Below are 25,847 nucleotides of genomic sequence, written 5' to 3' on the forward strand. Positions count from 1 at the left end.
CTCGGCCTGTGGAGCGCAGGTAAGACCGGGACTCGTCCCGGCGCAGCGCGAAGAAGCAGGAACCCGCCGAGGCGGCCGACCGGCCGCGGCAGGAATCCACGTGCTTCAGCGCAGGGAGCGGAGTCAATCCTCGGAGTTCGCCTTCGCCAAGGCCTTCAAACGGGAGTACGGGGTGGCGCCCGGCCGGTACCGCAAGGGTGCCTGAGGGCTCCCGCCGCCCGGTGCCGCACCTCACACCGGGGGCCGCGACGGAATGAAGGAGGCCGGGCGGGACGTTGCCCCCGTGGAACACCCACCACGGACCACCCCACCGGAACCCCCGGCAACCCCCTCGGAGAGAAGTCACATGCGCGTCGAGATCTGGAGCGACATCGCCTGCCCCTGGTGCTACATCGGCAAGGCCCGCTTCGAGAAGGGGCTCGCGGCCTTCGCCCACCGCGACGACGTCGAGGTCGTGCACCGCTCCTTCGAGCTCGACCCGAACCGCGCCAAGGGCGACACCGGCCCCGTCCTGGAGATGCTGGCGAAGAAGTACGGCCGCACCCTCGAAGAGGCCCGGGCCATGGAGGCGCACGTCGCCTCGAACGCGCACTCCGAGGGCCTCGAGTACCTCACCGACGGCCGCGACCACGGCAACACCTTCGACATCCACCGGCTGCTGCACCTCGCCAAGGAGCGCGGCCGCCAGAGCGAGCTCCTGGACCTGGCCTACCGCGCCAACTTCGCCGAGGAGCGCTCCGTCTTCGACGCCGAGACCCTGGTGGCGCTGGGTGTGGAGGCCGGTCTCGACGCGGCCGAGGTCCGGGCCGTCCTCGCCGACGAGTCGGCGTACGCCGAGGCCGTACGGGAGGACGAGCGGGAGGCCGCCGAACTCGGCGCCACCGGCGTGCCGTTCTTCGTCCTCGACCGCCGCTACGGCGTCTCCGGCGGCCAGCCCGCCGAGGTCTTCACCCAGGCCCTGGAGCAGGCCTGGCAGGGCCGCGTCCTCCAGCCGGTCGGCGCCGACGCGGAGGTCTGCGGCCCGGACGGGGCCTGCGAGGTCCCGTCGGCCTGACCGCTCTCCGCCGCACAGTGTCTGACCTGCGGAGATAAGCGCGGCTTGGATCTCCCCACGATCGAATCGCCATTGACGGCCGATCGTGGGGAATCCAGGGTGGGGGACATGGAATCCCTTGTCCAGCCGCTCGGCGGCGCCGAGTTCGCGCCCAGGAACACCTACCTGAACACCTCCGCCTGCGGACTGCTGCCCCGCCGGACCGTCGAGGCCGTCACCCTCCTCGCCGAGGAGACCGCCGCCGGCCGCGCCGGCGGCGCCGGCAGCTTCGACATCGTCGACGAGGCCCGCGCCGCCTTCGGCCGGATCGCCGGCGTCTCCCACGAGCGCGTCGCCGTGGGCAGCTCGGTCGCGGTCCACTGCGGGATGATCGCCCAGTCGCTGCCGGCCGGGTCCGAGGTCCTCTTCCCGGAGGGCGACTTCTCCTCCGTCATCACCCCCTTCACGATCCGCGGCGACCTCAAGACCCGCTTCGTGCCCCTGGACCGGCTCGCCGAGTCCGTCCGGCCCGGGACGGCGCTCGTCGCCTTCTCCGCCGTGCAGTCGGCGGACGGCCGCACGGCCGACTTCGCGGCGATCCGGGAGGCGGCGGCCGCCCACGGCGCCCGCACCCTCCTCGACGCCACCCAGTCGGCGGGCTGGCTGCCGCTGGACGCGGGGGAGTGGGACTACACGGTCGCCGGCGGCTACAAGTACCTGCTCTGCCCGCGCGGCGCGTCCTTCCTGACCGTCACGGAGGAGGCGCAGGACTCGCTGCTCGCGATCCACGCGGGCTGGGTCACGGGCGAGGAGCTGTGGGTCAACAGCTACGGGCCGGTCCGTGAACTGGCCCGCTCCGCCCGCCGGTTCGACGAGCCGGCCGCGTTCCTCTCGTACCACGGGGCGGCCCGTTCGCTCGCCCTCCTGGAGGAGATCGGCATCGAGCGGATCGAGGCCCACGACAAGGGGCTCGCGGCCCGCTTCCGCGCCGGGCTCCTCGACCTCGGGCACGCGCCGGTCATGGACGACTCGACGGTCGTCGCCGTCCCCGGCCTGGGGGACCGGGCGGACGCCCTGCACGACGCGGGCGTCCTGCTCTCGGCCCGCGCCGGCAATCTGCGGGCGTCGTTCCACCTGTACAACACGGCGGCGGACGTGGACCGCGCCCTGGACGTCCTGGCGGGCTGATCCCCGGCGGACGGCGGCGTCCTGGCGGGCGCCGCCGTGCCCGTGGGCCGGCGGGCCGCGCCGGACCCGGCAGGGCGAGCCTCGGCAGGCCGGGTCCGGTGGGGCGGTCCCGGCAGGCCCGGCCCGGCGGAGCGAGCCCCGGCAGGTCCAGTCCGGGGGAGCGGTCTCAGCAGACCGGCCCGGCGGCCTCCTCGCCCGCCTCCTCGGTCAGGTTCCCGCCCACGAGTCCGAGCAGGCGGGCGAGCTCCGCCCGGTCGGCCGGGGCGAGTCCGGCGAGCGTGCTCTCCTCCAGGTCCGCCCACGCGCCCTCGACCCCGGCGCGCAGGGCCAGGCCCTTCTCCGTCGCCTCGACCAGGACCGCGCGCCGGTCGGCCGGGTCCGGGCTGCGGCGGACGTATCCGCACTGCTCCATGCGCTGGAGCATCTTCGTCACCGTGGAGGGGTCGAGGCCGAGCGACTGGATGAGCTCCGACTGGCGGACCGCCCCGCAGTCCCACAGGCGCATCATCATCAGTTCCTGGCCCGGATAGAGGCCGAGGTCCCGCAGCCGCCGGCCCATGGCGATCCGGTGGAGCCGCGCGACCCACGCCAGGGTGTGGCTGACGGTCCCGCCGCAGGCGGCGGGCGGCGAGTCGGCGGACGGCGCCGACTCGGTACAGACGGGGTCGGTTCCTGGCATGCGGGCTCCTCGGAACGGCTTTCCCACAAGATTACCTTGGTCGGCCAATGAATGGGTTACAGTGAACGCGGCCCAATTACTTGGCCGACCACATATTTTTGTGAGGGACAGCCGTGACCACTGCATTCGACCCGATCGACCTTGCCGGCACCCGCCTCGCCAACCGCATCGCGATGGCCCCGATGACCCGCAGCCGCGCCAACGGCGAGGACGGCACCCCCACCGCGATCGTCGCCGAGTACTACGCCCAGCGCGCCTCGGCCGGACTGATCATCAGCGAAGGGGTCCAGCCCGTCCCCGAAGGACAGGGCTACCCCGACACCCCCGGGCTCCACAGCCGCGAGCAGATCGCCGCCTGGCGCCGGGTCACCACCGCCGTCCACGAGCGCGGCGGCCGGATCTTCGCCCAGCTCATGCACTCCGGCCGGATCGGCCACCCCGACCTCCTCGACGGCGACCTCCACCCCGTCGGCCCCTCGCCCGTCGCCGCCGCCGGCCAGGTCTACACCCACGAGGGCCCCAAGGACTTCGTCACCCCGCGCGAACTCACCGGCGACCAGGTGCGCGAGGCGATCGCCGGCTTCGCCTCCGCCGCCCGCAACGCCGTCGAGGCCGGCTTCGACGGCGTCGAGATCCACGGCGCCAACGGCTACCTGATCCAGCAGTTCCTCGCCTCCGGCTCCAACCACCGCACCGACGAGTGGGGCGGCCCGGTCGAGAACCGCATCCGCTTCGCCGTCGAGGTCGTGAAGGCCGTCGCCGCCGAGATCGGCCCCGAGCGCACCGGCCTGCGCATCTCCCCGGCCAACACCTTCAACGACATCAGCGAGACCGACACCGAGGAGCTCTACACCCGGCTGCTCACCGCGATCGAGCCCGTCGGCATCGCCTACCTCCACGTCCTGGAGACCGCCCCCGAGCGCCGCCCGCTCGTCCTGGACCTGCGCAAGCGGTTCGCCGGCACCTTCATCCTCAACCCGGCCACCGGCGCCGACCCGACCGGCACCGAGTCCCTGGCCCTGATCGAGGACGGCACCACCGACCTCGTCGCGTACGGCAGGCTCTTCATCTCCAACCCCGACCTGCCCGCCCGCCTGCGGACCGGCGGCCCCTACGCCACCCCGGACCCCGCCACCATGTACGCCGGCGGCCCCCAGGGCTACATCGACTACCCGGCGCTCTGAACCCTGATCTGCCGGACAGACCCTGGCCCGGACACGGAGAAGGCGGGGACCCGGACGACCGGACCCCCGCCCTCCCGCGCACGGCACGGGTGACGCGTACGGGCTCCTACCAGGCCTCCGCGACCGCCCGGCGCGCGCCTTCCAGGTCCACCGCGCGGCCCGACTCGCCGAGCGCCGCGCCCAGGGCGGCGAGCGAGGACCGCACGGCCCCCGGGGTCGCGTCCACCCCGTAGTGGTTGACCCGGATCATCTCCTTGGCCAGCGCCCCGCCGCCCGCGATCAGCGGCAGCGACGGGTCGGCCGCGAGGGCCTTCGCCACCAGCTCCGAGGCGTCGACGCCCGCGGGCGTGCGCAGCGTCGTCGCCACCGGCGCCGCGTCCTTCGCCTCGTACACGTACGGCTCCAGGCCCCCGCCCAGGGCCAGCGCGCCCGCACGGGTCGCGGCCGCCGCCGAGGCGTGCCGGGCCGTCAGCGCGTCCAGGCCCTCGGCCTCGATCCGCTCCAGACAGGCCTCCAGGGCCAGCATCTCCAGCTGCGCCGGAGCGTGCAGAAGGGCCTTGCGGCCGCCGTCGATCCAGCGCTCCTTCCAGTCCAGGAGGGAGAGGTACGAGCGGCGCGGCGCGGCCGGGTTGGCGGCGAACCGCTCCCACGCCCGCGCGCTCACCGACACCGCCGACACGCCCGCGGGCCCGCCCATCGCCTTCTGCGCGCCGATGATGCACATGTCCACGCCCCAGGCGTCCGGCAGCACCGGCTCGGCGCCGATCGACGCCACGGCGTCCAGGTAGAACAGCGCCCCGTGCGCGCGCACGACCTCGCCGATCTCCGCCACCGGGTTGGTGTTCCCGGTCGCGGCCTCGGCGTGCACCAGCGACACGAAGTCGATCTCCGGGTGTTCGGCGAGCGCCCGCTCCACCTGCTCCGCCGTCACCGCCGTGTGGAAGGGCACCTCCAGGTCGACCACGGTCGCCCCGCAGTCCCGCAACCAGTTCCCGAAGGTCTGGCCGTAGGGGCCGGTGACGACGTTCAGCGCGGTCGAACCGGCCCGCGCGCCGCTGCGGATGCACCCCTCCAGGGGCAGCAGCGCCTCGCCCTGGGTGATCACCACGTCCTGCTCCGTGGAGAGCAGGGCGGCCACCCGGCGCTCGATCGACGCGAACTGCGCGGCGGTCATCGGAGCCAGGTCCAGCAGCGGATGTGTCACGGTCACGGAGGTTCCTTCTTCGGTGTCGCATGCGTGTGGCATACATCGGGATCGGGCTCGTGCCAGCGTAAGCGCTTCCCGGTTCCCGGTCGGAGACGGTGCGCCGTCACGGTGGTGTCCGGAACGCGTCACAGGCCTCGAACCACCGCGCTCAGGCGCTTCCCCCGGAGCCCCGCCGGTGGGATGTTGCGGGCGGAGCGGCCCGCCCGTCGGAGGCCGCCGGTACGGAACGGGGTGGACACCATGGCTCGGAGAAGCGGCAGAACCGGAACCGTCACGATCGGAAGAGCGCGGCCGCGCAAGGCGCTCGTGGCCGCCGCGGCGCTCGCCGTCGCCGCACCGCTGACCCTCGCCGTCCCGGGAAGCGCGGGAGCCACCGGGGTGGTGTGGGCGTCCGCGGCCCGCCCGATCGTCTTCGCCCGCTACGACACGGCGACGCCCGTCGAGGACCTGTACACGATCTCCCCGGCCGGCGGCCCGACCGTCGCGCTCACCCACACCCCCGGCGTCAGCGACGTCATGCCCAGCTGGTCCCCGGACGGGAAGCGGATCGCATTCCTCCGCCACAGCCTCGACGGCACGGTCGACGGCATCTGGACGATGAAGAGCGCGGGCGGCGACCTGAAGCCCGTACCGGGCACCGGGGGCGCCTCCGACCCGGCGTGGTCCCCGGACGGCAAGCGGATCGCCTACTCCAGGCCGGTCGGCACCCAGCGCGAGATCTACGTGGCCGACGTCGACGGCACCCCCGCCACGCGGCTCACCAGCACCACCACGGCGGACGAGTTCCACCCGACGTGGTCCCCGGACGGCGCGTACCTGGCGTTCAGCCGCGCGGACGCCTCCGGATACAGCCGCCTGATGCGGATCCGACTGGCCACCCTGACCCAGACGCCGATCACCGGGGCCGCCTCCCAGGACTGGTCGCCCGACTGGTCGCGCGGCAACCGGATCGTCTTCAGCCGGGTCGACTCCACCGGCTTCGCCCACCTCCACGTCGTCCGCCCCGACGGCACGGGAGCGATCCGCATCACCTCGGCCCGCGCCAACGACAAGTCCCCCTCCTGGTCGCCGGACGGCCGGCGCCTGGTCTTCACCCGGGGCGGCACCGACGACGCGGACCCCGAGCACCTCTTCCTGGTACGGGCCGACGGCACCGCGCCCACCCAGCTCACCAAGACCGGCTCGCACGACCTGGAGGCCGACTGGCGCCCGTGACGGCCCTGCCGGGAGCGTGACGAAGACCGCCGCCCGGGGCCCGGGCGGCGGCTCGTAGAGTGCGGGTATGAGCGATCACGAGGTGCTGCACGTGAAGGGGCGGGTGCTCGTCGGCCCGGAGGACGTCCGCGACGAACTGTGGTGCGTAGACGGGCGGATCACCTTCGACCGGCCCGCCGCCGAGGCCGTCACCGTCGAGGGCTGGGTGCTCCCCGGACTCGTCGACGCCCACTGCCACGTGGGCCTCGACCGGCACGGCCCCGTCGACGAGGCCACCAGCGAGAAGCAGGCCCTCACCGACCGGGACGCCGGCACCCTGCTCATCCGGGACGCGGGCTCGCCCTCCGACACCCGCTGGATCGACGGGCGCGAGGACCTCCCGAAGATCATCCGGGCGGGCCGGCACATCGCCCGCACCCGCCGCTACATCCGCAACTACGCCCACGAGATCGAGCCCGCGGACCTCGTCGCCCACGTCGGCCGCGAGGCCCGCCGCGGCGACGGCTGGGTCAAGCTCGTCGGCGACTGGATCGACCGCGAGGTGGGCGACCTCACCGCCTGCTGGCCGCGCGCCGAGGTCGAGGCGGCCATCGCGGAGGCGCACCGGCTCGGCGCCCGGGTCACCGCGCACTGCTTCGCGGAGGACTCGCTCCGCGACCTCGTCGAGGCCGGCATCGACTGCGTCGAGCACGCCACGGGCCTCACCGAGGACACCATCCCGCTCTTCGCCGAGCGGGGCGTGGCGATCGTCCCGACCCTCGTCAACATCGCGACCTTCCCGCACCTCGCCGACGGCGGCCAGGAGAAGTTCCCCCGCTGGTCGGCGCACATGCGCCGGCTCCACGAGCGGCGCTACGACACCGTGCGGGCCGCCTTCGACGCGGGCGTGCCCGTCTTCGTCGGCACCGACGCGGGCGGCTCCCTCGCCCACGGTCTGGTCGCCGAGGAGGTCGAGGAACTGACCAGGGCCGGCATCCCGCCGCTCGACGCGCTCTCGGCCACCGCCTGGGGGGCCAGGGCCTGGCTGGGCCGCCCGTCCCTGGAGGAGGGCGCCCCGGCCGACCTCGTCGTCTACGGAGAGGACCCGCGCGCGGACGTCCGCGTCCTCGCGGCGCCGCGCCGGGTCGTCGTCAACGGCCGGGTCGTGGGCTGAGCCCGGGCCCGGCCGGGCCCCGTCCGGTCAGCGGCTCAGGAACGCCAGCCGGGCCCGCTTCTCCGGGATGAAGACCTCCGGCAGGTCCACCTCGGGGAGCACGACCTCCGGGCCCAGTTCGAAACCGGCCCGCAGCATGCGGGCGATCGCCTTCTCGTTGGCGGCGTCGGGCTCGATCACGATCCGGGTGTGGTCCGTCAGCGAGAAGTCGACGAGCGCGGTGAGCAGCCGGCCCGTGAAGCCGGCCTCGGGGGCGAGCCCCGGCGCGACGAACAGGTGCACACCGATGTCGCCGGGCCGCACCTCGTAGCACTCGCCCACCCGGTCCGCCGCCGGGTCGTACGTCTGGAAGAGGGCGACCGGCTCCCCGTCCCGGCTGACCAGGTAACCGTGGTGCGTGGTCAGCGAGTCGAGGTGCGCGTAGACCTCCCGGACCTGCTCGACGGTGGTCCCGACCATGCCCCAGAAGCGGGCCCGCTCCTCGTTGACCCAGCCGTGCAGGAGCGGCGCGTCCCCGGCGGGGTCGACGGGGCGGACCGTGACGGTCCCGAAGCCCTCGACGGTCTGGACGTGTACGGCGGTGGTCATCCCTGCTCCTTCGTGAGCTTCTGCCAGTCGGTGGTGACGGGGGCGAGTTCGCCCCGCAGCCACAGGGGGAGTTGGTCGCGGTGGTGCGGGTCGCCGGGGACGCCGGACGCGCCGAACGGCACGATCCAGCCGCTCCGCTCCCGGTCGGCGAGGTCCCAGACGTACCGCGCGGCGGAGGCGCGGGCGCTGCGGTCGGTCCAGCCGGGCACGCTGGACGTGGAGAGCACGCAGTCGTGGTCCCCGCCGAGCCCCGGCCACCGGTCGTCGTCCGGGTCGGGCAGCGCCTGCCAGGGCGCGAGCCGGTGCGTCACGCCCCAGGCGGCGGGCGGTTCCCCGGCGCCGACCTCGTCGAGCGCCTCGCGCACGATCCGGTCGACGTCCCCGGCGGGCACGGGCCCGGCCACGAGCAGCGTCTCCAGGGCGAAGGCGACGCGCGGCCCGAGCGCCAGCCAGGGCCGGAACAGCTCGGGGTACGGGGCGGGTTCGCGCAGCGCCGCGAAGGCCTCGTGTCCGGCGAGCCGGCGCACGACGGCCCCGCGCACGGCCGCGTAGAGCCCGGCGTCGACGCTCTCCGCGTCCATCCGCCGGTCCCAGCCGAGCAGCCGCCGCCGGACGTCGGAACCGGCGGGGGAGAGGCGGGCGGTCCGACCGCCCCCGGGGCCCGGGGACATGGTGAGGCCGGCGCTCGCGAGGGCGGCCGCGTCGCCGGGGGCCGCGTCGACGGCTCCGGCCGCGCCGTCCGTCTCGGTGCCGACCACCGCGGCGGCTTCCCCGGTGGCGCCGGCCACCGGATCCTCGCCCGCGCGCCGTACCGCCTCCAGGAGGCGGGCCGCCGAGGGGTTGTCGGTGTCCCTGTGGATCGCGGCCGTCGTCTCCGGGGTCCAGGCCGCCGAGGCGCGGAGCAGCTCGTCGATCCGGGCCGCCCGGTGCGGTGGCGCGAACTCGACGCCCAGCGGCGCCGCCAGGCCCCGGGCGTTGGCCATCACGGCGTGCCCGCGGACCTCGGCGCGGGGCAGCGGGGCCGGCGCGTCGGCCCAGGCGTGCGCCGGGTCCCAGGCGGGCACGACGCGCAGGGAGTTGGCCCGGTCCCGTACCGGCACGTGGCCGGCGACCCGGTGCAGGAGACCGCCCCGGGTGTCGGCGGCCTGGACGACGTTCACCGGCTCGACCCAGCCGTCGAGGGCCGCGTCCACGTCGGCGACGGTCCGGGCGCGCAGCAGCGCCGGCAGCGTCCCGAAGCCGAGCTCCCCGGTGACCCGCGGCGGGTGCCGCAGGCTCAGGCCCTCCCACTCGGCGGAGCCGTCCAGGGGCCCGCCGATGATCACCGGCCCCCGGTCCGTCTCGATCACCTCGACCTCCACCGGTTCCGCGTCCGCGACCCCGACCGTCTCCGTGTGCGCGGCCGCCGGGGCCCAGCCGTCGGGGCCGAGGGCCTCCACGGTGCCGTCGGGGAGCCGCCGCAGCCGTTCCCGGTACAGGTCCTGGTAGTCCGCCATCGCGTTGGTGATCGCCCAGGCCACCGGTCCGGCGTGGCCGAAGTGGGCGAGGCCGGGAACGCCGGGCACGGCCAGGCCCACCACGTCGTACTCGGGACAGGCGAGCCGGATCTGCTGGTAGACGCCCGGCGCCTCGATGAACCGGTGCGGGTCGCCGGCCACCAGGGCCGCCCCGCTCGCGGTCCGTCCGCCCGCCACGACCCAGCCGTTGGAGCCGGCGGTCCCGGGCCCGTCGGTCGCGAAGAGCTCCGTCCACTCCTCGCCGAGCCGCCGGGCGACCTCGTCCCGCCACAGTTTGGTGGGGAAGCCGGCGAAGAGGATGTGGGTCGAGAGCCAGACGGCGAGCGGGGTCCACGGCTCCCACCGGCCGGGCGCGAGGCCGGTCCCGGCGAACTCGGGTGCGCGGCCCGCCCCTTCGGCGAGGCCGTCGTTGACGCCGTCCGCGTAGGCGCGCACCCAGGCCGCGGTCGCCGGGTCGGTGCGGTCGAGCCGCTCGAAGCAGCGGCGGGCGGTGTCCGCGAGCCGGGCCCGCCGGACGAACGCGTCCCAGTCGAGCTCGGCGGCACCGAGGAAGGCGGCGCTGGTGCCCCGGGCCCGGTGCCGTTCGACCTCCAGCTGCCAGGCGCGGTCGCGGGCGGTGGTCCGCCCCTGGGCGAAGGCGAGTTCCTCCGGGTCCGCAGCCCGCAGATGGGGGACGCCCCAGGCGTCCCGGTAGACCTCGATGCTCACGGAGACCCCGATCCCGTCCATGTCCGACCGTACGGATGTGGCCACCCTTCTTAGGTTAGGCTGGCCTAAATTAATCTACAGGAGTCCGGGGTCGGGAACTCTCACCGGGTTGACGATCCGTGACCCGGCGACATCGCTGATCGTTGTCACCGATCCCGCGCACGCCTGCCCGTACGAAACGCGCGGGACCCCCGAGAACGGTTGTGTCGAAAAAAATCGAAAATGAACACGGAAACCCCCCTTTGGAGTGAACTCACGCCAGGCGACTGCCGGTTCACTCTCCGTGCGTAAAGATTCCGATGTCTCGAGTCGCCGAGGCCGTGCCGACCCACCGTCCCCGTGGAGAGCGGCCGGCGACGCCATGTCTCCTGTGGGGGTTCCACCATCTTGAACAGCAACACCTTCCTGCCCGCACGTCGTTCCGCCGCCGCCGCGACCGTCGCCGCCCTGGCCGTCGGACCCGTGCTCCTCGCGGCCCCGGCGGCGCACGCCACGGGCGGCGAAGGGCGCTCCACCGCCGTCGTGCTGAGGGCGGGCCTCGACGTCTCCCTCCTCGGCAAGACCGTGAACGTGCCGGTGCGGGCCTCCCTCAACGAGGTCGAGGCGCCGGCGAGCGAGAGCGAGACCGCGCTCTCCGTGAAGGTGCAGGGGGCCGAGGGCGGGGAGCCGATCGACATCCTCAAGGCCGACGTCGCCACGGCGGACGCGACCGTGGACGAGAAGAAGGCCGAGGGGCACGTCAACCTCGTGAAGGCGCGGGTGCACGTCCCCGGGATCCCGCTGCTCTCCCTCGTCGAGGTCGAGAAGGTCACGTCCAAGGCGCTGTGCGAGGTGGGCAAGAAGCCGGTCGCCGAGTCCAACGTCCTCGGTCACGTGACCGTGTTCGGCAAGAAGACCACCCTGTCCGCGGGCGGCCGGACCCAGGTCGCCGTGCCGGGCGTCGGCGAGGTCACCCTGGACCTCTCCCGTACCTCGACGACCTCCCGCACCGCCGCGGCCACGGCCCTGGAACTCAAGGTCGAGGTCGACCCGCTGAAGCTCGGCGTCGCCGAGGTCAACGGCACGGTCACCCTCGCCGAGGCCACCTGCGAGACGCCCAAGGGCGCGGCCCCGACCCAGAAGCCCACCGAGAAGCCCACGGAGAAGCCCACCGGCAACCCGACCGACCGGCCCACGCAGCAGCCCTCCGTCAAGCCGAGCGACGCCGGCGGCATCAAGACGAACAACGGCGGCACCACGCCCACCGAGAACCTCGCCGAGACCGGCGGCAGCTCCACCACCCCGTACATCGCGGCCGGAGCGCTCGCCCTCCTCGTCGCCGGCGGCGGCGCGCTCGTCGTGACCCGCTCGCGCGCCCGCTCCCGCGACTGACGGCCCGAGGGGGAAGCGCCGGGGGGCGCCGGGAGGGAAGCGAGGGTCCGGGGAGGGCGGCGGTGACGACACCGCCCTCCCCGGACCCTTCCGCACAACCCGCGGGGCTGTCAGCCGCCGATCAGCAGCGCCTGGTCGAGCGCCTGCAGGAAACGGTTCGTCGTCACCCGGTCCCGGACCGCGAGCCGCAGCCAGTTCCGGTCGAGCCCCGGGAACGTGTCGCCCCGGCGGGCCGCGAACCCGAGCGACCGCAGCCGCTCCCGCACCGCGTCCGCCCCGTCGATCCGCAGCAGCACGAAGGGGGCCTCCGCCCCCGCCACCGTCCGCACCTCGTCGAACTCCGCAAGCCCGGCCAGCAGATGGGCCCGCTCCACACCGATCCGGTGCGCCGCGTGCTCCGCCTCCGCGAGCGCCGCCCGCGTCATGCACGCCTCCGCCGCCACCAGGGCGGGCGTCGACACCGGCCACAGCGGCTGCGTCCGCTCCAGGGCGGCGATCGTCTCCGGCTCGGCCAGGACGTACCCGATCCGCAGGCCGGCGAGCCCCCAGGTCTTGGTCAGGCTCCGCAGCACCACGAGCCCCGGCACGTCGGTCCGCCCGGCCAGCGACTCCCGCTCGCCCGGCACCGCGTCCATGAACGCCTCGTCGACCACCAGGATCCGTCCCGGGCGGGCGAGCGCGGCGATCGAGGCGGCCGGATGCAGCACGGAGGTCGGGTTCGTGGGGTTCCCGATCACCACCAGGTCCGCGTCCTCCGGAACCGCCGCCGGATCCAGCCGGAAACCGTCCTCCTCGCGCAGCAGCACCCGGCCCACCTCGTGCCCGGCGTCCCGCAGCGCCGCCTCCGGCTCGGTGAACTGGGGGTGCACCACCACCGGCCGCCGCACCGGCAGGGCCCGTGCCAGCAGCACGAACGCCTCCGCCGCGCCGGCCGTCAGGAGCACCCGCGTCGACGGCAGGTCGTGCCGCTCGGCGACCGCGGCCCGCGCGGCCCGGCCGTCCGGGTAGGCCGCGAGACCGGTCAGCGAGTCGGCGATCCGCTTCCGCAGCCAGTCCGGCGGAGTGTTCGTCCGGACGTTGACCGCCAGGTCGATGAGTTTCTCGTCCCGGACCTCGGCGTCACCGTGGTGGCGCAGGTCGTGGGCGTCGGTGTGCGTGTGCGTGTCCATGGCCGCCGTCGTGTGGGGGGTGGGGATGGTGGGGGGTGAGCCAGGCTCGCCAGCGATGTACCCGTGCGTCAAGGGCAACAACCGTGCGACGGACGTCACTTCGTTCGGACGAACCGGGACGAAAGCGGCGATCGCGCAGGTCGCGCGCCGGGATTTCCGCTTCGGGACGAGCAACACGGGCCCGCCCCGGCCGACGAGCGACCCCCCGGGCCCCGCCCGGGTACCCACCTCCGGGCCCGCGCCCGCACCGGTCTCCGGGCCCGCGCCCGCGGCCGTCTCCGCACCCGCCTCTGCGGGCCCGGCCGTGGCGGTCTCCGCCCCCGCTTCCCCGGCCCCGCCCGTGGCGGTCCCGGCTCCCGCCCCGGTGCGCCCGCCCGCGGCCGTCTCCGGGCCCGTCCGGCCGTCCGCTCCCGCCGCGAGCAGCGCCGCCGCCTCCGCCACGGAGGCCGTGCCCGTCGCGGCCAGCGGCAGCGCCGAGGGATGCGGTACGGGAACGGCCGCCAGCTCCCGGGCCGGGAACCCCCGCACCGGCACCCCGAGGGCCGCCGCGGCCGCCACGATCCCCGGCTCGGCGGCCCGCGCGTCGAGCGTGGCGAGCGACCGCACGCACCCGGCCGGCAGCCCCGCCTCCCGCAGGGCCTCCCCGATCAGCGCGAGCAGCTCGTCCGCCGTCGTCCCCGACCGGGCCCCGACGCCGAGGTGCGCACCCGGCACCCCATCCGATAGCAAAGGCCCATGGCAGTAGTCGTCGCGCTCGGCGCGTTCCTCATGACGCTCTTCGGCGGCTGGGTCGCCGGACGCGTCACCGACCGCCGCCACCTCGTCCTCGGCCTCGCCGGCGGGCTCATGCTCGGCGTCGTCGGACTCGACCTCCTGCCGGAGGCCCTGGAGGCCGCTGGGAAGACGGTCTTCGGGGTCCCGGAGGCCCTGCTGCTCTTCGTGGGCGGCTTCCTCTTCGCGCACGTCGTCGAACGCCTCCTCGCCGTCAACCGCGCCGCGCACGGCGTCGGCGCCGACGAGAGGGTCCCGCAGGTCGGCCTCACCGCTGCCGCCGCGATGGTCCTCCACAGCCTCATGGACGGCATCGCGCTCGGCGCCGCCTTCCAGGTCAGCGGCGGCATGGGCGCCACCGTCGCGCTCGCCGTCATCACCCACGACTTCGCCGACGGCTTCAACACCTACACGATCACGAGCCTCTACGGGAACGCCCGCCGCAAAGCCCTCGCCATGCTCGTCGCGGACGCCCTCGCCCCGCTCGCCGGCGCCGGACTCGCCACCCTGTTCACCCTTCCGGAGGAACTCCTGGGCTGCTATCTCGGCTTCTTCGGCGGCGCCCTGCTCTACCTGGCCGCCGCCGAGATCCTGCCGGAGGCCCACCACGAACACCCCGCCCGCTCCACCGTGCTGTGCACGGTGGCGGGCGTGGCCTTCATCTGGCTCGTGGTGGGCGTCTCCGGCGGCTGATCTCACGCGCAGTGCTCCACGAACCGCGCGGCGACCTCCGGCGACCCCGCCCAGTGGGTGTGCACGTAGCTGGCGTGCACACCGCCCTGCACGAAGCCCTCCACCCGCCGGTCCGGCTGCCGCAGTCCCCAGGCCGCCAGCGGCCCGGCGCCCGGCTCGATGACGGTGCGGTGGAACTCGTGCCCCCGCATCCGCGTCCCGGCCGGCGCGAGGACGCTGTCGCTCACGGCGACGGCGTCCCGGTAGCCGAGCGTGAGCCGCTCCGACATCCGGGCGTCGGCGTCGAGCACCCCGCACATGGGCGTGCCGTCGAGCGACCGCGCCAGGTACAGCAGCCCGGCGCACTCGGCGGCGACCGGCGCGCCCGAGGCGGCGAGCTCGGCGACGGCCTTCCGCAGCGGCTCGTTGGCGGACAGCTGCTCGCCGTACATCTCGGGGAAGCCGCCGCCGATGACGAGCCCGCTCGTCCCCTCGGGGAGGCTCTCGTCGCGGAGCGGGTCGAAGGTGACGACCTCGGCACCGGCGGCGCGCAGCAGCTCGGTGTGCTCGGCGTACGAGAACGTGAAGGCAGCCCCGCCGGCCACAGCCACGCGCCGTGGCGGGCGATCGTTCCGCGGGGGCAAGGGGGTCCCCCCTGCTCGAGCGAAGCCGAGAGCTCGGGGGAGGGCGGGCACCACGGCGCCACCGGCGTGCAGCCGCTCCCCGACCCCCGGCACCCACGGTTCGGCGTGCAACTCAGGCGCGCTGCGCGCAAGCGCGAGCAGCGCCTCGAGGTCACACCCCTGCCGCACCTGCTCCGCCTGCGCGGCCACCGCCTCCACGGCGGCCGCCTGCCGCTCGGCGACCGGCACCAGGCCGAGGTGCCGGGAGGGCGTCGCGACGGCGGGGGCCCGCCGCAGCACGCCGAGCACCGGAACGCCCGACTCCCCGAGCGCTTCCCGCAGCAGGTGCTCGTGCCGGTCCGTCGCGACCTTGTTGAGGATCACGCCCCCGATCCGCACCTCCGGGTCCCAGGACGCGAACCCGTGCACCAGCGCCGCCACCGACCGCGACTGCGAGGACGCGTCGACGACGAGGACCACCGGCGCCTTGAGCAGCTTCGCGACCTGCGCGGTGGACGCCAGCTCGCCCTGGTCGGCGGCGCCGTCGTACAGCCCCATGACCCCCTCGACCACGGCCAGGTCGCAGCCCCGCGCCCCGTGCAGGAAGAGCGGCGCGATCAGCCCCGTACCGCACATGTACGCGTCGAGGTTGCGGCCCGGGCGGCCGGTCGCGAGCGCGTGGTAGCCCGGGTCGATGTAGTCGGGCCCGACCTTGTGCGGGGAGACGGCCAGACCACGGCCGGCGAACGCGGCCATCAGGCCGGTCGCGACCGTGGTCTTGCCCGCGCCGGACGACGGCGCGGCGATGACGAGACGTGCTACCACTCGATGCCCCGCTGGCCCTTCTGACCCGCGTCCATCGGGTGCTTCACCTTCGACATGTCGGTCACCAGGTCGGCGAAGTCCTGGAGTTCCTGCGGCGCGTTTCGGCCGGTGATGACGACGTGCTGCTGACCGGGACGGTCGCGCAGCACCTCGACGACCTCCTTGACGTCGATCCAGCCCCAGTGCAGCAGGTACGCGAACTCGTCGAGGACGTAGAACTTGTACTTCTCCTCGGCGAGGTCGCGCTTGACCTGCTCCCAGCCCTCGCGGGCCTTCTCCTCGTGGGACTGCTCGCCCTCGGCGACCTCGCGCTGGATCCAGGACCAGCCCTCGCCCATCTTGTTCCAGGTGACCGTGCCGCCCTTGCCGGTCTCGCCGAGCGCCTTGAGGGCGTTCTCCTCGCCGACCCGCCACTTGGCGGACTTGACGAACTGGAACACCCCGATCGGCCAGCCCTGGTTCCAGGCGCGCAGCGCCATGCCGAACGCGGCGGTCGACTTCCCCTTGCCGACGCCGGTGTGCACCATCACCAGTGCCCGGTTGCGGCGCTGACGGGTGGTGAGACCGTCGTCGGGCACGACGGTCGGCTGTCCCTGCGGCATTAGGCTGCCCTCCTCGTTGTCTGTCCTGCTGCCTGTACGTCCCTGACGAGGCCGGCGATCGAGTCGGCGCGCAGCTCGTCCAGGGTCACGGCGGTGCCGCCGAGTTCGCGCGCCAGCGTTCCCGCGAGGCCGAGCCGCACCGGGCCGGTCTCGCAGTCCACGACCACCGACGCCGTGCCCTCGGCCGCGTGCAGCCGCGCCGCGCGCGCCGCGAGCGCCACCGGGTCGCCGCCGCCGCCGGTCGCCCGTCCGTCGGTCACGACGACGAGCAGCGGGCGGCGCGAGGGGTCCCGCAGCCGTTCGACCCGCAGCACGTCATGGGCCTTGAGCAGCCCGGCGGACAGCGGCGTACGGCCTCCGGTCGGAAGCTTCTCCAGGCGGGCGGCGGCCGCGTCCACGGACGAGGTCGGCGGCAGCGCGACCTCGGCGTCCCGCCCCCGGAAGGTGACGAGACCGACCTTGTCGCGCCGCTGGTAGGCGTCGAGCAGCAGCGAGAGCACGGCGCCCTTCACGGCGCTCATCCGCTGCCGCGCGGCCATGGAGCCGGAGGCGTCCACGGCGAAGAGCACCAGGTTCCCCTCGCGCCCCTCCCGGGTCGCCTGCCGCAGGTCGTCCCCGCGGACCACGAGGCCGGGCCCGGAGCGGCCGCGCGCCCGCTGGTGCGGGGCGGCGGCCCGGACGGTCGCGGCCAGGTGCAGCTTGGTCAGCGCGCCCCGGGGCCGGGTCGAGCCTGTGGTGCGGCCGTGCTCGGTGCGGGCCCGGGAACGGCGCCCGGCCGCGCCCTCGCCGAGACCGGGCACGCTCAGCACCTTCGTTCGGAAGGGCTCGCCGGCCTTGACGGCGGCGCGCTCTCCGGCGCCGGCGCCGGCGCCGGAGTTCCGGGGCGCGGGCGCGCTCTCCGGGGCCTCGGCGGACTCGGGCGCGGACTCGGGCCCGGACTCGGACTCGGGCGCGGGAGCGTCGGGTCCCTCGCCCTGCGGCGGAACGCCCCCGCCGTCGGGACCTCCGCCACCCGGACCGCCGTCACCCGGCCCGTCCGGCTCCGGCTCCGGATCCTCGTCGTCCCCCTTGAACCGCTCCAGGGTCTCGTCGAGCTTGTCCTGGTCCAGGCCCGGCGCGTCGAACGGGTTGCGCCGCCGCCGGTGGGGGAGGGCCAGGAGCGCGGCCTGCCGCACGTCCTCCGAGGTGACCTCGGTCCGTCCGACCCAGGCGGCAAGCGCGGTCGCGGTGCGGGCCATCACGATGTCGGCGCGCATGCCGTCCACCTCGAACGCCGCGCAGGTCGCGGCGATCTGGAGCAGCACCGCGTCGCCGAGTCTCACCCGGGGGAGCAACTCCCGGGCGGCGACGATCCGTTCGCGCAGGGCGCGCTCCTCGCCGGCCCAGCGGGCGGCGAAGGCGGCCGGATCGTCCTCGAACGCGAGCCGCCGCCGGACGACCTCGACCCGCTGCTCCGGGTCCCGCGACGCGGCCACCTCGACGGTCAGCCCGAACCGGTCGAGCAGCTGCGGCCGCAGCTCGCCCTCCTCGGGGTTCATGGTCCCGACGAGCAGGAAGCGTGCGGCGTGCCGCACGGAGACGCCCTCGCGCTCGACGTGGGAGGCGCCCATGGCGGCGGCGTCGAGCAGGTGGTCGATCAGGTGGTCGGAGAGCAGGTTGACCTCGTCGACGTACAGGATCCCCCGGTGCGCGGCGGCGAGCAGCCCCGGCTCGAAGGCCTTCACGCCCTCGGCGAGCGCCTTCTCGATGTCGAGCGCGCCGACGAGCCGGTCCTCGGAGGCACCGACGGGCAGCTCGACCATCCGGGCGGGACGGGAAGAGCCGGGCGCGTCGCCGTGCGGCCCGTCCGGGCAGCCCGGGTCGGGCGAGGCGGGGTCACAGCTGAACCGGCAGCCGGCGACCACCGGGACATCGGGCAGCAGCTCGGCGAGCGCGCGCACGGCGGTCGACTTGGCGGTGCCCTTCTCCCCCCGGACGAGCACACCGCCCACGGCCGGGCTGACGGCGTTCAGCAGCAGCGCGAGCCGCAGATCGTCCATGCCGACGACGGCGGTGAACGGATAGCGGGTGCTCATCGGGGGTTCGCTCCTTCGGTGTGTACGGATGCCTGGACCGGGTGGGCACTCACGGCGCACCCGGCGGCACGAACGGCAGCCCCGCCGGGGCGCCCTCCTCGATCAGCCGCAGCAGCGCGTCCGTGTCCGCGTGCTCCTCGATCAGGTCGCCGAGCCGGTCGAGCTGCTCCTCCCGCAGCGCGCCGAACGACGTGTCCGGAGCCGGCACGAACCGCCGCCCGGCCGCCGCCGCGACCTCCCGCAGGAACGCCCGCCGGAAGCCGTCGCTCTCCAGCGAGCCGTGCCAGTGGGTGCCCCACACGGAGCCGACCCGGCACCCGTCGAGGAACGCCTCCCCGCCGAGCACCTCGGCCACGCCGTGGTGGATCTCGTACCCCTCGACCCGCTCGCCGAGCGCCTCGCCGACCGGCCGGGCGAGGGTCTTCTCGACCCCGAACCGGACCCGTACGGGCAGCAGTCCGAGCCCGTCGACCACGCCGGCCTTCGACTCGACCTCGTCCTCGATGCGCTCGCCCAGGGCCTGGAAGCCGCCGCAGATGCCCAGCACCGGCCGGCCCTCGGCCGCGCGCCGGACGAGGGCGTCCGCGAGCCCCCGCTCGCCCAGCCACTCCAGCGCCCTCACCGTGCCCCGGGTGCCCGGGACGACGACGAGGTCCGCGTCGACGAGCTCCTCGGGCCGGTCCACGAACCGGACGACGACGCCCGGCTCGGCGGCCAGCGCGTCGACGTCCGTGAAGTTGGACATCAGCGGCACGGCGCACACGGCGACCCGCAGCACGTCCTCGCCGAGCGGCGGCGCGACGACCGACTCGCGGACGGTGCCCCGCAGCGAGACCCGCAGGCCGTCCTCCTCGTCGATGCCGAGCCCGTGCGCGTACGGCAGGACGCCGAAGGTCCGGCGGCCGGTCAGCCCGTGCAGCATGTCGAGGCCGGGTTCGAGCAGGGACACGTCGCCCCGGAACTTGTTCACGAGGTACCCGGCCACGAGCGACTGGTCCTCGGGGCTCAGCAGCGCCGTCGTCCCGAAGAACTGCGCGAAGACCCCGCCCCGGTCGATGTCGCCGACGACGACCACGGGCAGTTTCGCGGCCCGCGCGATGCCCATGTTCACGATGTCCGTGCGCCGCAGGTTGATCTCGGCCGGGCTGCCCGCCCCCTCGCAGATCACGGCGTCATACGTGCCCCGCAGCTCCTCCAGGCACGCCAGGACGGGCTCGAAGAGTTCCCTCTGCCGCCCGCCGTGGTAGCCGCGGGCGCTCAGCTCGCCGACCGGCCTGCCCATGAGGACGACCTGGCTGGAGCGGTCGCTGCCGGGCTTGAGCAGCACCGGGTTCATGAGCGCGGTCGGCTCCACCCGCGCGGCCTGCGCCTGCATGGCCTGCGCCCGGCCGATCTCGGCGCCCTCCCGGGTGACGAAGGAGTTCAGGGACATGTTCTGTCCCTTGAACGGCGCGACCTTGACGCCCTGCCGGACCAGCCAGCGGCAGATGCCGGCCGTGACGACGCTCTTGCCCGCGTCGGACGTGGTCCCGGCGACGAGCAGCCCCCCACCCCTCATGCGTTCCTCCGCTTCAGCGCGCTCGCGATCATGCGGCCGCCCACGCAGGCGGCCAGGGTCAGTCCGGTGATCCGGCGGGACAGCCGGACCGCGCGGTCGATGTCGGCGACCTCGACGGGCCGCCCCTCACCGTTGAGGACGGGCCGGTGCTCGACCCGCCCGGCGTACGAGAGGGTCCCCCCGAGCCGTACGCCGAGGGCGCCCGCGAAGGAGGCCTCGACCGGTCCCGCGTTCGGGCTCGGGTGCTTCGCGGCGTCCGCCCGCCATGCCCGTACGGCTCCGCGCGGGTCTCCGCCGGCGACGGTCGCGAGCACGGCGGTCAGCCGGGCGCCGGGCCGGCCGGCCAGGTCGTCGAGGCGGGCCGAGGCCCAGCCGTACCTGCGGTACCGGGGCGACTTGTGGCCGACCATCGCGTCGAGGGTGTTGACGGCGCGGAAGCCGACGAGCCCCGGCACGCCCGCGACGGCGCCCCAGAAGAGGGCGCCGACCACGGCGTCGGAGGTGTTCTCGGCGACGGACTCGACGACCGCGCGGGCCATCGCGGGACCGTCGAGGGACTGCGGGTCGCGCCCGCACAGGTGCGGCAGCCGCTCCCGGGCCACCTCCAGGTCCCCGGCGGCGAGGGCGCCGCCGATCGCGCGGGCCTCGCGCCCCAGGGTCGTACCGCCGACGACGGCCCACACGGCGGCCGCGGTGAGCGCGACGGATCCGGCGCGGCTGCCCCGTACCGCGCGGGCGGCGAGGGCGCCGGCCGCGACGGTGGTGCCGGCGCAGACGGCGGTGTGCAGGGCGCCCCAGCCGCGGTGGTCGTGCCACAGGGCCCGTTCGACGCGGCCCGCCGCCCGGCCGAAGGCGGCGACGGGGTGTCCGCGGCGGGGGTCGCCGACGAGCAGATCGACGGCGAGGCCCAGGGCCGCGCCGTACGCGAAGACACCGGTGGCTGGGGAGACGCTGCGGCCGCGGCCGGGCATGGCGCTCTGTCCTCACTCAGGGTCCGCGCCCTGGATCGACGTGACCGGCGGCGAGAGTTCCTGACTCCCGGACCCTTCGGATCCGGTCACAGTGGCGGGACCGCGCCGGATTCGCACCGGACTTCCTCTACTGCCGCCGTAATGGCCTCGGCAGTCCACCACGGGCCGAGAACAGCCGTCAACTCACCCTTGACCTGCACCGCGTCACTGTGCGAAGCGCCACAAACACGACGGCCGGGCGGTCCGCGTCCGACGACGCGGACCGCCCGGCCGAGGCGGGAGGACCGTCAGGCGACGATCAGGTAGATGCCGTACGCCACGGCCGCCAGGCACAGGCCGAAGCAGGCGTAGGCGCCGGTGCGGGCCAGGGCGGCGGAGCCTCCCTGGGCGGCGGCCTGCTCCTGCTTGGAGAGGCCGACGATACCGAGGGTGAAGAGCCCCACGAGGGCGACGGTCGCCACGAGGCTGACTCCGAAGACGGAGCCGAGGGCTGCCCAGTCGATCTTCATGCTTGGTTCCAGTTCCTTAGACCGCGGCGGTGGCCGGGGGAGCGGCCGGGTCCGTGGGGACCGGCGCGGGGATGGTGGTCTTCAGGTCCTCGTCCGCGACGGCGGCGACGGAGCCGGCCGGCGGCGGGGTGACGGCCGCGATCGCGGTGGTCACGACGCCCGCGGGCTCGGTCTCGACGTCGTTGACGTTGGTGTGGTCGACCACCTGGCGGCGGGAGACGAGCCAGATGCCGAGGCACGAGGCGACCAGGAAGGTCGCGACGACGTAGACGCCCCAGTCGCCCTGGCGGGCGACGTACTCGGCACCCGCGCCGACCAGGCCGGCGGCCGGCAGGGTCAGGCCCCAGGCGGCGAACATGCGGGTGGCGGTCGACCAGCGGACGACGCCGCCCTTGCGGCCGAGACCCGCGCCCATGACGCCACCCGAGACGACGTGGGTGGTGGAGAGCGAGAAGCCGAGGTGGGAGGAGGCCAGGATGGTCGTGGCCGCGCTGGTCTGGGCGGCGAAGCCCTGCTGCGGCTGGAGGTCCGTGAGGCCCTTGCCCATGGTGCGGATGATGCGCCAGCCGCCGAGGTAGGTGCCGAGCGCGATCGCCAGGCCGGCGGAGACGATGACCCAGACGGGCGGGTTGGAGCCGGGGGCGAGGGTGCCGCCGGCGACCAGGGCGAGGGTGATGATGCCCATGGTCTTCTGCGCGTCGTTGGTGCCGTGGGCGAGGGAGACGAGACCGGCGGAGGCGATCTGGCCGACCCGGTAGCCCTTCTCCGTCGTCTTCGCGTCCGCCTTCTTGTCGAGGCGGTACGTCAGGCGGGCGGCGAGCATCGAGGCGATGCCGGCGACGATCGGCGCGGCGACGGCCGGGATGAGGACCTTGGTGACGACGACCTCGCCGTTGACGCCGCTGATGCCGATCGAGGCGACGGTCGCACCGATGAGGCCGCCCATCAGGGCGTGGGAGGAGCTGGAGGGCAGTCCGACCAGCCAGGTCACGAGATTCCAGAGGATCGCGCCGACGAGCGCGGCGAGGATCACTTCGGGCTGGATCCCCTCCTCGTTGACCAGCCCCTTGGAGATCGTCTTGGCGACCTCCACGGACAGGAACGCGCCGACGAGGTTCAGCACGGCGGACATGGCCACCGCCGTCTTGGGCTTGAGCGCACCGGTCGAGATGGTCGTGGCCATCGCGTTGGCGGTGTCGTGGAAACCGTTCGTGAAATCGAACACGAGAGCTGTCACGACCACAATGGCGAGCAGCAGCGTGATGTGTTCCATTTACCCAGGCAATCGTTTGACGTCAGTGGCTCGTCGAACGTAAGCAACCTGGGTGAACGGAAGGTGAACTGGGGCGGGCGGCGTGGTGTCCCTATCCGGTGTCAAGGGATTCCGCTTCTCGCCCCGGAGGGCCCGGTGTCCACGATGCGGTCACCGTGCGACCACGGGTAATCCCGTCCCTCCCGGGGCATGTACGACCTGCCCCGCTTCCTCCCCCGGCACCCCGTTCCGCTCCCTGGACAGGACCATCCGACCGGAGGACCCCCGAAGGAGACCCGCGTCACTCTCCCCGGCGACCCTCCGGTTCCGCCACGGCCCACCCCGCCGGGTCCGTCCGGTGGCAGGCCCACCCCGTCCTGCCGAGACTGGGAGCGTGCGCCCGGCTACAGCGACGGCAGCGGCCGTCACCACCCTGATCGGTGTCGGCGCGGCCGCGATCGCGGCCGGCCGGTACGCCAGCGACGTCGCCCTCAAGGTGCCGTCCGGACGACCACTGCCCGGAGACCCCGGACTCACCGTGCACGCCACGGGACCCGAGCGGATCACCCTCACCCGCAGCCTCGCCTCGCTGCGCCCCGGCACGTACGGAATGGACGCCCCCGGCCTGCACGCCGTCCTCGGCCCCGTCCTCGACCGGGTCCCGCACACCGCCGACACCGTCGTCCGCCGCCTGGAGCGGGTCGAACTCGGCGTCCTCGGACCCGGCGCCCGCGTCCGGCTCACCCCCCAGCTCCACCGCGGCACCCCGGCCAGTGCCCTCGGCCTCGTCCACGAGGACGTCGAGATCCCCGGCGAGCTCGGCCCCCTGCCCGCCTGGCTCGTGCCCGGCCCGCGCACCACCTGGGTGATCGCCCTGCACGGCCTCGGCACCACCCGCGAGCACCCGCTGAACCTCGTCCCCTTCTACGACCGCCGCAAGATCCCCGTCCTCGTCCCCGCCTACCGGGGCGACGAAGGGGCGCCCGCCACCCCCGACGGCCTCGCCCACCTCGGCGACTCCGAGTGGCGGGACGTCGACGCCGCCATCCGCTACGCCGTCCGCCGAGGGGCCCGGAAGGTCGTCCTGCACGGCTGGGGGACCGGCGCCACGATGGCCCTGCGCGCCGCCGTCGAATCGGGCGTGCGCGACCGGATCAGCGGCGTCGTCCTCGACTCCCCGGTCCTCGACTGGGAGGCCACCCTCCGCAACCTCGCGGCGGCCCGCCACGTCCCGGGCCCCCTGCTCCCGCTCGCCGTCCGCGCCGCCCAGGGCAGGACCGGCCCGCACGGCGACCTCCTCCGCTCCGCCTCCGAGCCGGACGCCCTGCGCGCCCCGGTCCTCCTCTTCCACGGCCCCGACGACACCCTCGCCCCCTGGGAACCCTCCGTCGAACTCGCCGCCCGGCTGCCCGGCCGGGTCGCCCTCCGGACCGTGAAGCAGGCCCCGCACGCCGCGATGTGGAACGCCGACCCGGTCCGCTACGAGGAGGCCCTGCGCCGCTTCCTCACCCCGCTGTTCTGACGGCGCTTCCGATTCCGATTGGGCTTTCGGGCCGTCAGCGGGAAGACTGCCTCCGTGACGTCTCGAAAGCCCGATGAACCATTGGCGCGCAACTCCAGACTCCGACTCGTCCGCCCGCGGGCGCTGGCCACCGCCCGACGGGCCGTGACGACCCGGCGCACCCGGCCGGCGCCGCGGCCGCCCGAGGGCACTCCGCCCCGCGCGGAGCTCGCCCGCCAGGCCCGGCACGTCCTCGCCGACGCCGTACGGATCGCCCGCTGGGCCGCCGTCGAGCACGGGGCCGACACGGCACCCCGCACCGGCCCCGTCCAGGAACGGGCCGCGGCCGCACTGGACCTGACGCCCGGCCAGATCCGGGCCGGCTGGGACCGCGCCCGGCTCGCCGGACTCGTCGAGCTGCACGGCGACACCGCCCGCCCCGGCTGGCGGCTGCACGCCTGGGACCGCGACGACTCCGCCGTCCTGCGCGGCTGGGTCGCCCTCTTCGACGCCTGGTCGCTCGTGCACCCCGCCCCCGAGGGGGTCGCCACGAGCGCCGTCGCCGAGGTCGTCGAGGCCGTCCCGCAGGTGCTGTCGCTGCTCCAGCTCTCCCAGGGCCCGGTCCTCGTCCCCGCCCTCCTCGACCTCCTCGGCCAGCGCGTCGAGGAGCTCCGCGAGGAGCGCTGCGAGGTCCCCGCGGCCGAGCAGGCGCCCGGGACGGCGGACGTTCCCTCCCCCGATGGTCTGCCCGCCCTCCTCGACTGGGCCCTGGACGGCCTGGCCGCCGTCGGCGCGCTCACCCTGGACCCCGGCCCCGACGGGCGCCACGCCACCCTGACCCCGCTCGGCAACTGGGCGGTCTGGGTCAAACTGGAGCAGATCTGCGTCGCCGCGCAGAGCCCCGCGGGCAACATCGAGCAGTCCGCCGAGGACATGCTCCGCGGCTGCGCCCGGCTCACCCCGGGCCCGGCCCGCGACGAGTACCGCGCCTGGCTCGCGGCCCGCACCCTGTCCAGCGCCGTGAGCGAACTCCTCGCCGTCGCCCGCGGCGAGGACGCCCTCCTGCGCGGGCTCGCCTTCGAGGCGCTCCGCGTCGTCGGGGCGCCCGCCGAAGCCGAGGTGCGGGCCGCCGTCGCCGAGCCGTCGCTCCGCCCGTACGCGCTGCTCTGGCTGGCCGAGTACGAGGGGGCCGACCCCGACGAGGCCCAGGAGGTGCTGACCCGCGAGGAGTCCACCTGGCTCTGGGTCGACACCGCGGCGGCCGTCGCCGACCACGGCGAGAGCGAACTGCTCGTCCGCCACCTCGACTCCGCCGTGCAGGGCACCGTCCCGGCGCTGCTCGACGAGGTCCGCGCCGTCGGACACCCCCGCACGGTCCAGGTCCTGGTCGCCCTGGCGGCCGCCCACCCGGACCCGGCCCTGGCCAAGGCGGTCCGCCGGGCCGCCTTCCAGGTCCACACCGGGGGAGCCTGACCT

The 25,847-nt window shown here is 74.9% G+C and carries 21 protein-coding genes and 1 riboswitch; of the genes, 9 read left to right on the forward strand and 12 right to left on the reverse strand.

The window, feature by feature from the left end; genetic code table 11:
- Positions 1-346: 346 nt before the first annotated feature.
- Together K7G60_RS19675 and K7G60_RS19680 are read left to right on the forward strand one after the other, a co-directional pair.
- Positions 347-1,054 carry a DsbA family oxidoreductase gene (locus K7G60_RS19675; RefSeq protein ID WP_225802254.1) on the forward strand — a complete coding sequence of 236 codons (708 nt, stop codon included), beginning with the start codon at positions 347-349 and terminating at the stop codon, positions 1,052-1,054.
- Between the two features lie 108 nt (positions 1,055-1,162).
- Positions 1,163-2,221 (forward strand): aminotransferase class V-fold PLP-dependent enzyme, encoded by a 1,059-nt coding sequence (locus tag K7G60_RS19680; protein WP_225802255.1) that lies wholly within the window; start codon positions 1,163-1,165, stop codon positions 2,219-2,221.
- A gap of 166 nt (positions 2,222-2,387) precedes the next feature.
- Here K7G60_RS19680 and K7G60_RS19685 read toward each other — a convergent pair whose 3' ends face one another.
- Positions 2,388-2,900 carry a MarR family winged helix-turn-helix transcriptional regulator gene (locus tag K7G60_RS19685; protein WP_225802256.1) on the reverse strand — a complete coding sequence of 171 codons (513 nt, stop codon included), beginning with the start codon at positions 2,898-2,900 and terminating at the stop codon, positions 2,388-2,390.
- Between the two features lie 113 nt (positions 2,901-3,013).
- Between K7G60_RS19685 and K7G60_RS19690 the strand changes: the two genes are divergently transcribed.
- Positions 3,014-4,084, forward strand: coding sequence for an alkene reductase (locus tag K7G60_RS19690; RefSeq protein WP_225802257.1), 1,071 nt, complete (start codon positions 3,014-3,016; stop codon positions 4,082-4,084).
- 106 nt (positions 4,085-4,190) lie between these two features.
- Here the strand turns inward: K7G60_RS19690 and K7G60_RS19695 are convergent, their stop codons facing one another.
- Complete coding sequence (locus K7G60_RS19695) at positions 4,191-5,288, reverse strand: aminotransferase class V-fold PLP-dependent enzyme (RefSeq protein ID WP_225802319.1); 1,098 nt, start codon at positions 5,286-5,288, stop codon at positions 4,191-4,193.
- 243 nt (positions 5,289-5,531) lie between these two features.
- Here K7G60_RS19695 and K7G60_RS19700 point away from each other — a divergent pair, with 243 nt between their 5' ends.
- Both K7G60_RS19700 and K7G60_RS19705 read left to right on the forward strand, forming a co-directional pair.
- The gene (locus tag K7G60_RS19700; protein WP_225802258.1) at positions 5,532-6,506 is read left to right on the forward strand and encodes a DPP IV N-terminal domain-containing protein; all 975 of its coding nucleotides are present in this window, start codon (positions 5,532-5,534) and stop codon (positions 6,504-6,506) included.
- Positions 6,507-6,573: 67 nt separating this feature from the next.
- A complete protein-coding gene (locus K7G60_RS19705) occupies positions 6,574-7,659 on the forward strand; it encodes an amidohydrolase family protein (protein WP_225802259.1) in 1,086 nt (361 codons plus the stop codon).
- Between the two features lie 27 nt (positions 7,660-7,686).
- Here the strand turns inward: K7G60_RS19705 and K7G60_RS19710 are convergent, their stop codons facing one another.
- Positions 7,687-8,247: a GNAT family N-acetyltransferase gene (locus tag K7G60_RS19710; RefSeq protein ID WP_225802260.1), complete on the reverse strand. Its 561-nt coding sequence runs from the start codon at positions 8,245-8,247 to the stop codon at positions 7,687-7,689.
- The gene (locus K7G60_RS19715; protein ID WP_225802320.1) at positions 8,244-10,493 is read right to left on the reverse strand and encodes a penicillin acylase family protein; all 2,250 of its coding nucleotides are present in this window, start codon (positions 10,491-10,493) and stop codon (positions 8,244-8,246) included. Before K7G60_RS19715 ends, K7G60_RS19710 begins: the two co-directional genes overlap by 4 nt.
- A 366-nt stretch (positions 10,494-10,859) precedes the next feature.
- Here K7G60_RS19715 and K7G60_RS19720 point away from each other — a divergent pair, with 366 nt between their 5' ends.
- A complete protein-coding gene (locus tag K7G60_RS19720) occupies positions 10,860-11,843 on the forward strand; it encodes an SCO1860 family LAETG-anchored protein (protein WP_225802261.1) in 984 nt (327 codons plus the stop codon).
- 110 nt (positions 11,844-11,953) lie between these two features.
- Here K7G60_RS19720 and cobC read toward each other — a convergent pair whose 3' ends face one another.
- A complete protein-coding gene (cobC, locus tag K7G60_RS19725; RefSeq protein WP_225802262.1) occupies positions 11,954-13,726 on the reverse strand; it encodes an Rv2231c family pyridoxal phosphate-dependent protein CobC in 1,773 nt (590 codons plus the stop codon).
- A 21-nt stretch (positions 13,727-13,747) separates the two neighbouring features.
- Here cobC and K7G60_RS19730 point away from each other — a divergent pair, with 21 nt between their 5' ends.
- On the forward strand, positions 13,748-14,476 hold the full coding sequence (locus K7G60_RS19730; protein WP_225802263.1) for a ZIP family metal transporter: 729 nt from the start codon (positions 13,748-13,750) through the stop codon (positions 14,474-14,476).
- Between the two features lie 2 nt (positions 14,477-14,478).
- Here the strand turns inward: K7G60_RS19730 and K7G60_RS19735 are convergent, their stop codons facing one another.
- The 7 genes from K7G60_RS19735 to K7G60_RS19765 form a co-directional block, all read right to left on the reverse strand.
- Positions 14,479-15,903, reverse strand: coding sequence for a cobyrinate a,c-diamide synthase (locus K7G60_RS19735; RefSeq protein ID WP_225802264.1), 1,425 nt, complete (start codon positions 15,901-15,903; stop codon positions 14,479-14,481).
- Complete coding sequence (cobO, locus tag K7G60_RS19740) at positions 15,897-16,505, reverse strand: cob(I)yrinic acid a,c-diamide adenosyltransferase (RefSeq protein ID WP_225802265.1); 609 nt, start codon at positions 16,503-16,505, stop codon at positions 15,897-15,899. Before cobO ends, K7G60_RS19735 begins: the two co-directional genes overlap by 7 nt.
- Positions 16,505-18,580 carry a putative cobaltochelatase gene (locus tag K7G60_RS19745; RefSeq protein ID WP_225802266.1) on the reverse strand — a complete coding sequence of 692 codons (2,076 nt, stop codon included), beginning with the start codon at positions 18,578-18,580 and terminating at the stop codon, positions 16,505-16,507. The genes cobO and K7G60_RS19745 overlap by 1 nt, the downstream gene beginning before the upstream one ends.
- A gap of 49 nt (positions 18,581-18,629) precedes the next feature.
- A complete protein-coding gene (locus K7G60_RS19750; RefSeq protein ID WP_225802267.1) occupies positions 18,630-20,138 on the reverse strand; it encodes a cobyric acid synthase in 1,509 nt (502 codons plus the stop codon).
- Complete coding sequence (locus K7G60_RS19755) at positions 20,135-21,109, reverse strand: cobalamin biosynthesis protein (protein ID WP_225802268.1); 975 nt, start codon at positions 21,107-21,109, stop codon at positions 20,135-20,137. The genes K7G60_RS19750 and K7G60_RS19755 overlap by 4 nt, the downstream gene beginning before the upstream one ends.
- 34 nt (positions 21,110-21,143) lie before the next feature.
- Positions 21,144-21,276: riboswitch (cobalamin riboswitch) on the reverse strand.
- 120 nt (positions 21,277-21,396) lie between these two features.
- Positions 21,397-21,618, reverse strand: a complete 222-nt coding sequence (locus K7G60_RS19760; protein WP_225802269.1) for a hypothetical protein — start codon at positions 21,616-21,618, stop codon at positions 21,397-21,399.
- 16 nt (positions 21,619-21,634) lie between these two features.
- Positions 21,635-22,891: an inorganic phosphate transporter gene (locus K7G60_RS19765; protein WP_225802270.1), complete on the reverse strand. Its 1,257-nt coding sequence runs from the start codon at positions 22,889-22,891 to the stop codon at positions 21,635-21,637.
- A 373-nt stretch (positions 22,892-23,264) separates the two neighbouring features.
- Between K7G60_RS19765 and K7G60_RS19770 the strand changes: the two genes are divergently transcribed.
- Both K7G60_RS19770 and K7G60_RS19775 read left to right on the forward strand, forming a co-directional pair.
- On the forward strand, positions 23,265-24,392 hold the full coding sequence (locus K7G60_RS19770; RefSeq protein ID WP_225802271.1) for an alpha/beta hydrolase: 1,128 nt from the start codon (positions 23,265-23,267) through the stop codon (positions 24,390-24,392).
- 54 nt (positions 24,393-24,446) lie between these two features.
- Complete coding sequence (locus K7G60_RS19775) at positions 24,447-25,844, forward strand: hypothetical protein (RefSeq protein ID WP_374115654.1); 1,398 nt, start codon at positions 24,447-24,449, stop codon at positions 25,842-25,844.
- Positions 25,845-25,847 lie beyond the last annotated feature (3 nt).

The sequence above is a fragment of the Streptomyces sp. NK15101 genome (genome assembly GCF_020400725.1).
In the GTDB taxonomy this organism is placed as follows: domain Bacteria; phylum Actinomycetota; class Actinomycetes; order Streptomycetales; family Streptomycetaceae; genus Streptomyces.

What these genes read in the sequence shown, in the direction of transcription:
- K7G60_RS19675 (WP_225802254.1), top strand. Translation starts at nt 347, where the DNA reads ATGCGCGTCGAGATCTGGAGCGACATCGCCTGCCCCTGGTGCTACATC.
- K7G60_RS19680 (WP_225802255.1), top strand. Translation starts at nt 1,163, where the DNA reads ATGGAATCCCTTGTCCAGCCGCTCGGCGGCGCCGAGTTCGCGCCCAGG.
- K7G60_RS19685 (WP_225802256.1), bottom strand. Translation starts at nt 2,900, where the DNA reads ATGCCAGGAACCGACCCCGTCTGTACCGAGTCGGCGCCGTCCGCCGAC.
- K7G60_RS19700 (WP_225802258.1), top strand. Translation starts at nt 5,532, where the DNA reads ATGGCTCGGAGAAGCGGCAGAACCGGAACCGTCACGATCGGAAGAGCG.
- K7G60_RS19705 (WP_225802259.1), top strand. Translation starts at nt 6,574, where the DNA reads ATGAGCGATCACGAGGTGCTGCACGTGAAGGGGCGGGTGCTCGTCGGC.
- K7G60_RS19710 (WP_225802260.1), bottom strand. Translation starts at nt 8,247, where the DNA reads ATGACCACCGCCGTACACGTCCAGACCGTCGAGGGCTTCGGGACCGTC.
- K7G60_RS19715 (WP_225802320.1), bottom strand. Translation starts at nt 10,493, where the DNA reads ATGGACGGGATCGGGGTCTCCGTGAGCATCGAGGTCTACCGGGACGCC.
- K7G60_RS19730 (WP_225802263.1), top strand. Translation starts at nt 13,748, where the DNA reads ATGGCAGTAGTCGTCGCGCTCGGCGCGTTCCTCATGACGCTCTTCGGC.
- cobO (WP_225802265.1), bottom strand. Translation starts at nt 16,505, where the DNA reads ATGCCGCAGGGACAGCCGACCGTCGTGCCCGACGACGGTCTCACCACC.
- K7G60_RS19745 (WP_225802266.1), bottom strand. Translation starts at nt 18,580, where the DNA reads ATGAGCACCCGCTATCCGTTCACCGCCGTCGTCGGCATGGACGATCTG.
- K7G60_RS19750 (WP_225802267.1), bottom strand. Translation starts at nt 20,138, where the DNA reads ATGAGGGGTGGGGGGCTGCTCGTCGCCGGGACCACGTCCGACGCGGGC.
- K7G60_RS19755 (WP_225802268.1), bottom strand. Translation starts at nt 21,109, where the DNA reads ATGCCCGGCCGCGGCCGCAGCGTCTCCCCAGCCACCGGTGTCTTCGCG.
- K7G60_RS19760 (WP_225802269.1), bottom strand. Translation starts at nt 21,618, where the DNA reads ATGAAGATCGACTGGGCAGCCCTCGGCTCCGTCTTCGGAGTCAGCCTC.
- K7G60_RS19765 (WP_225802270.1), bottom strand. Translation starts at nt 22,891, where the DNA reads ATGGAACACATCACGCTGCTGCTCGCCATTGTGGTCGTGACAGCTCTC.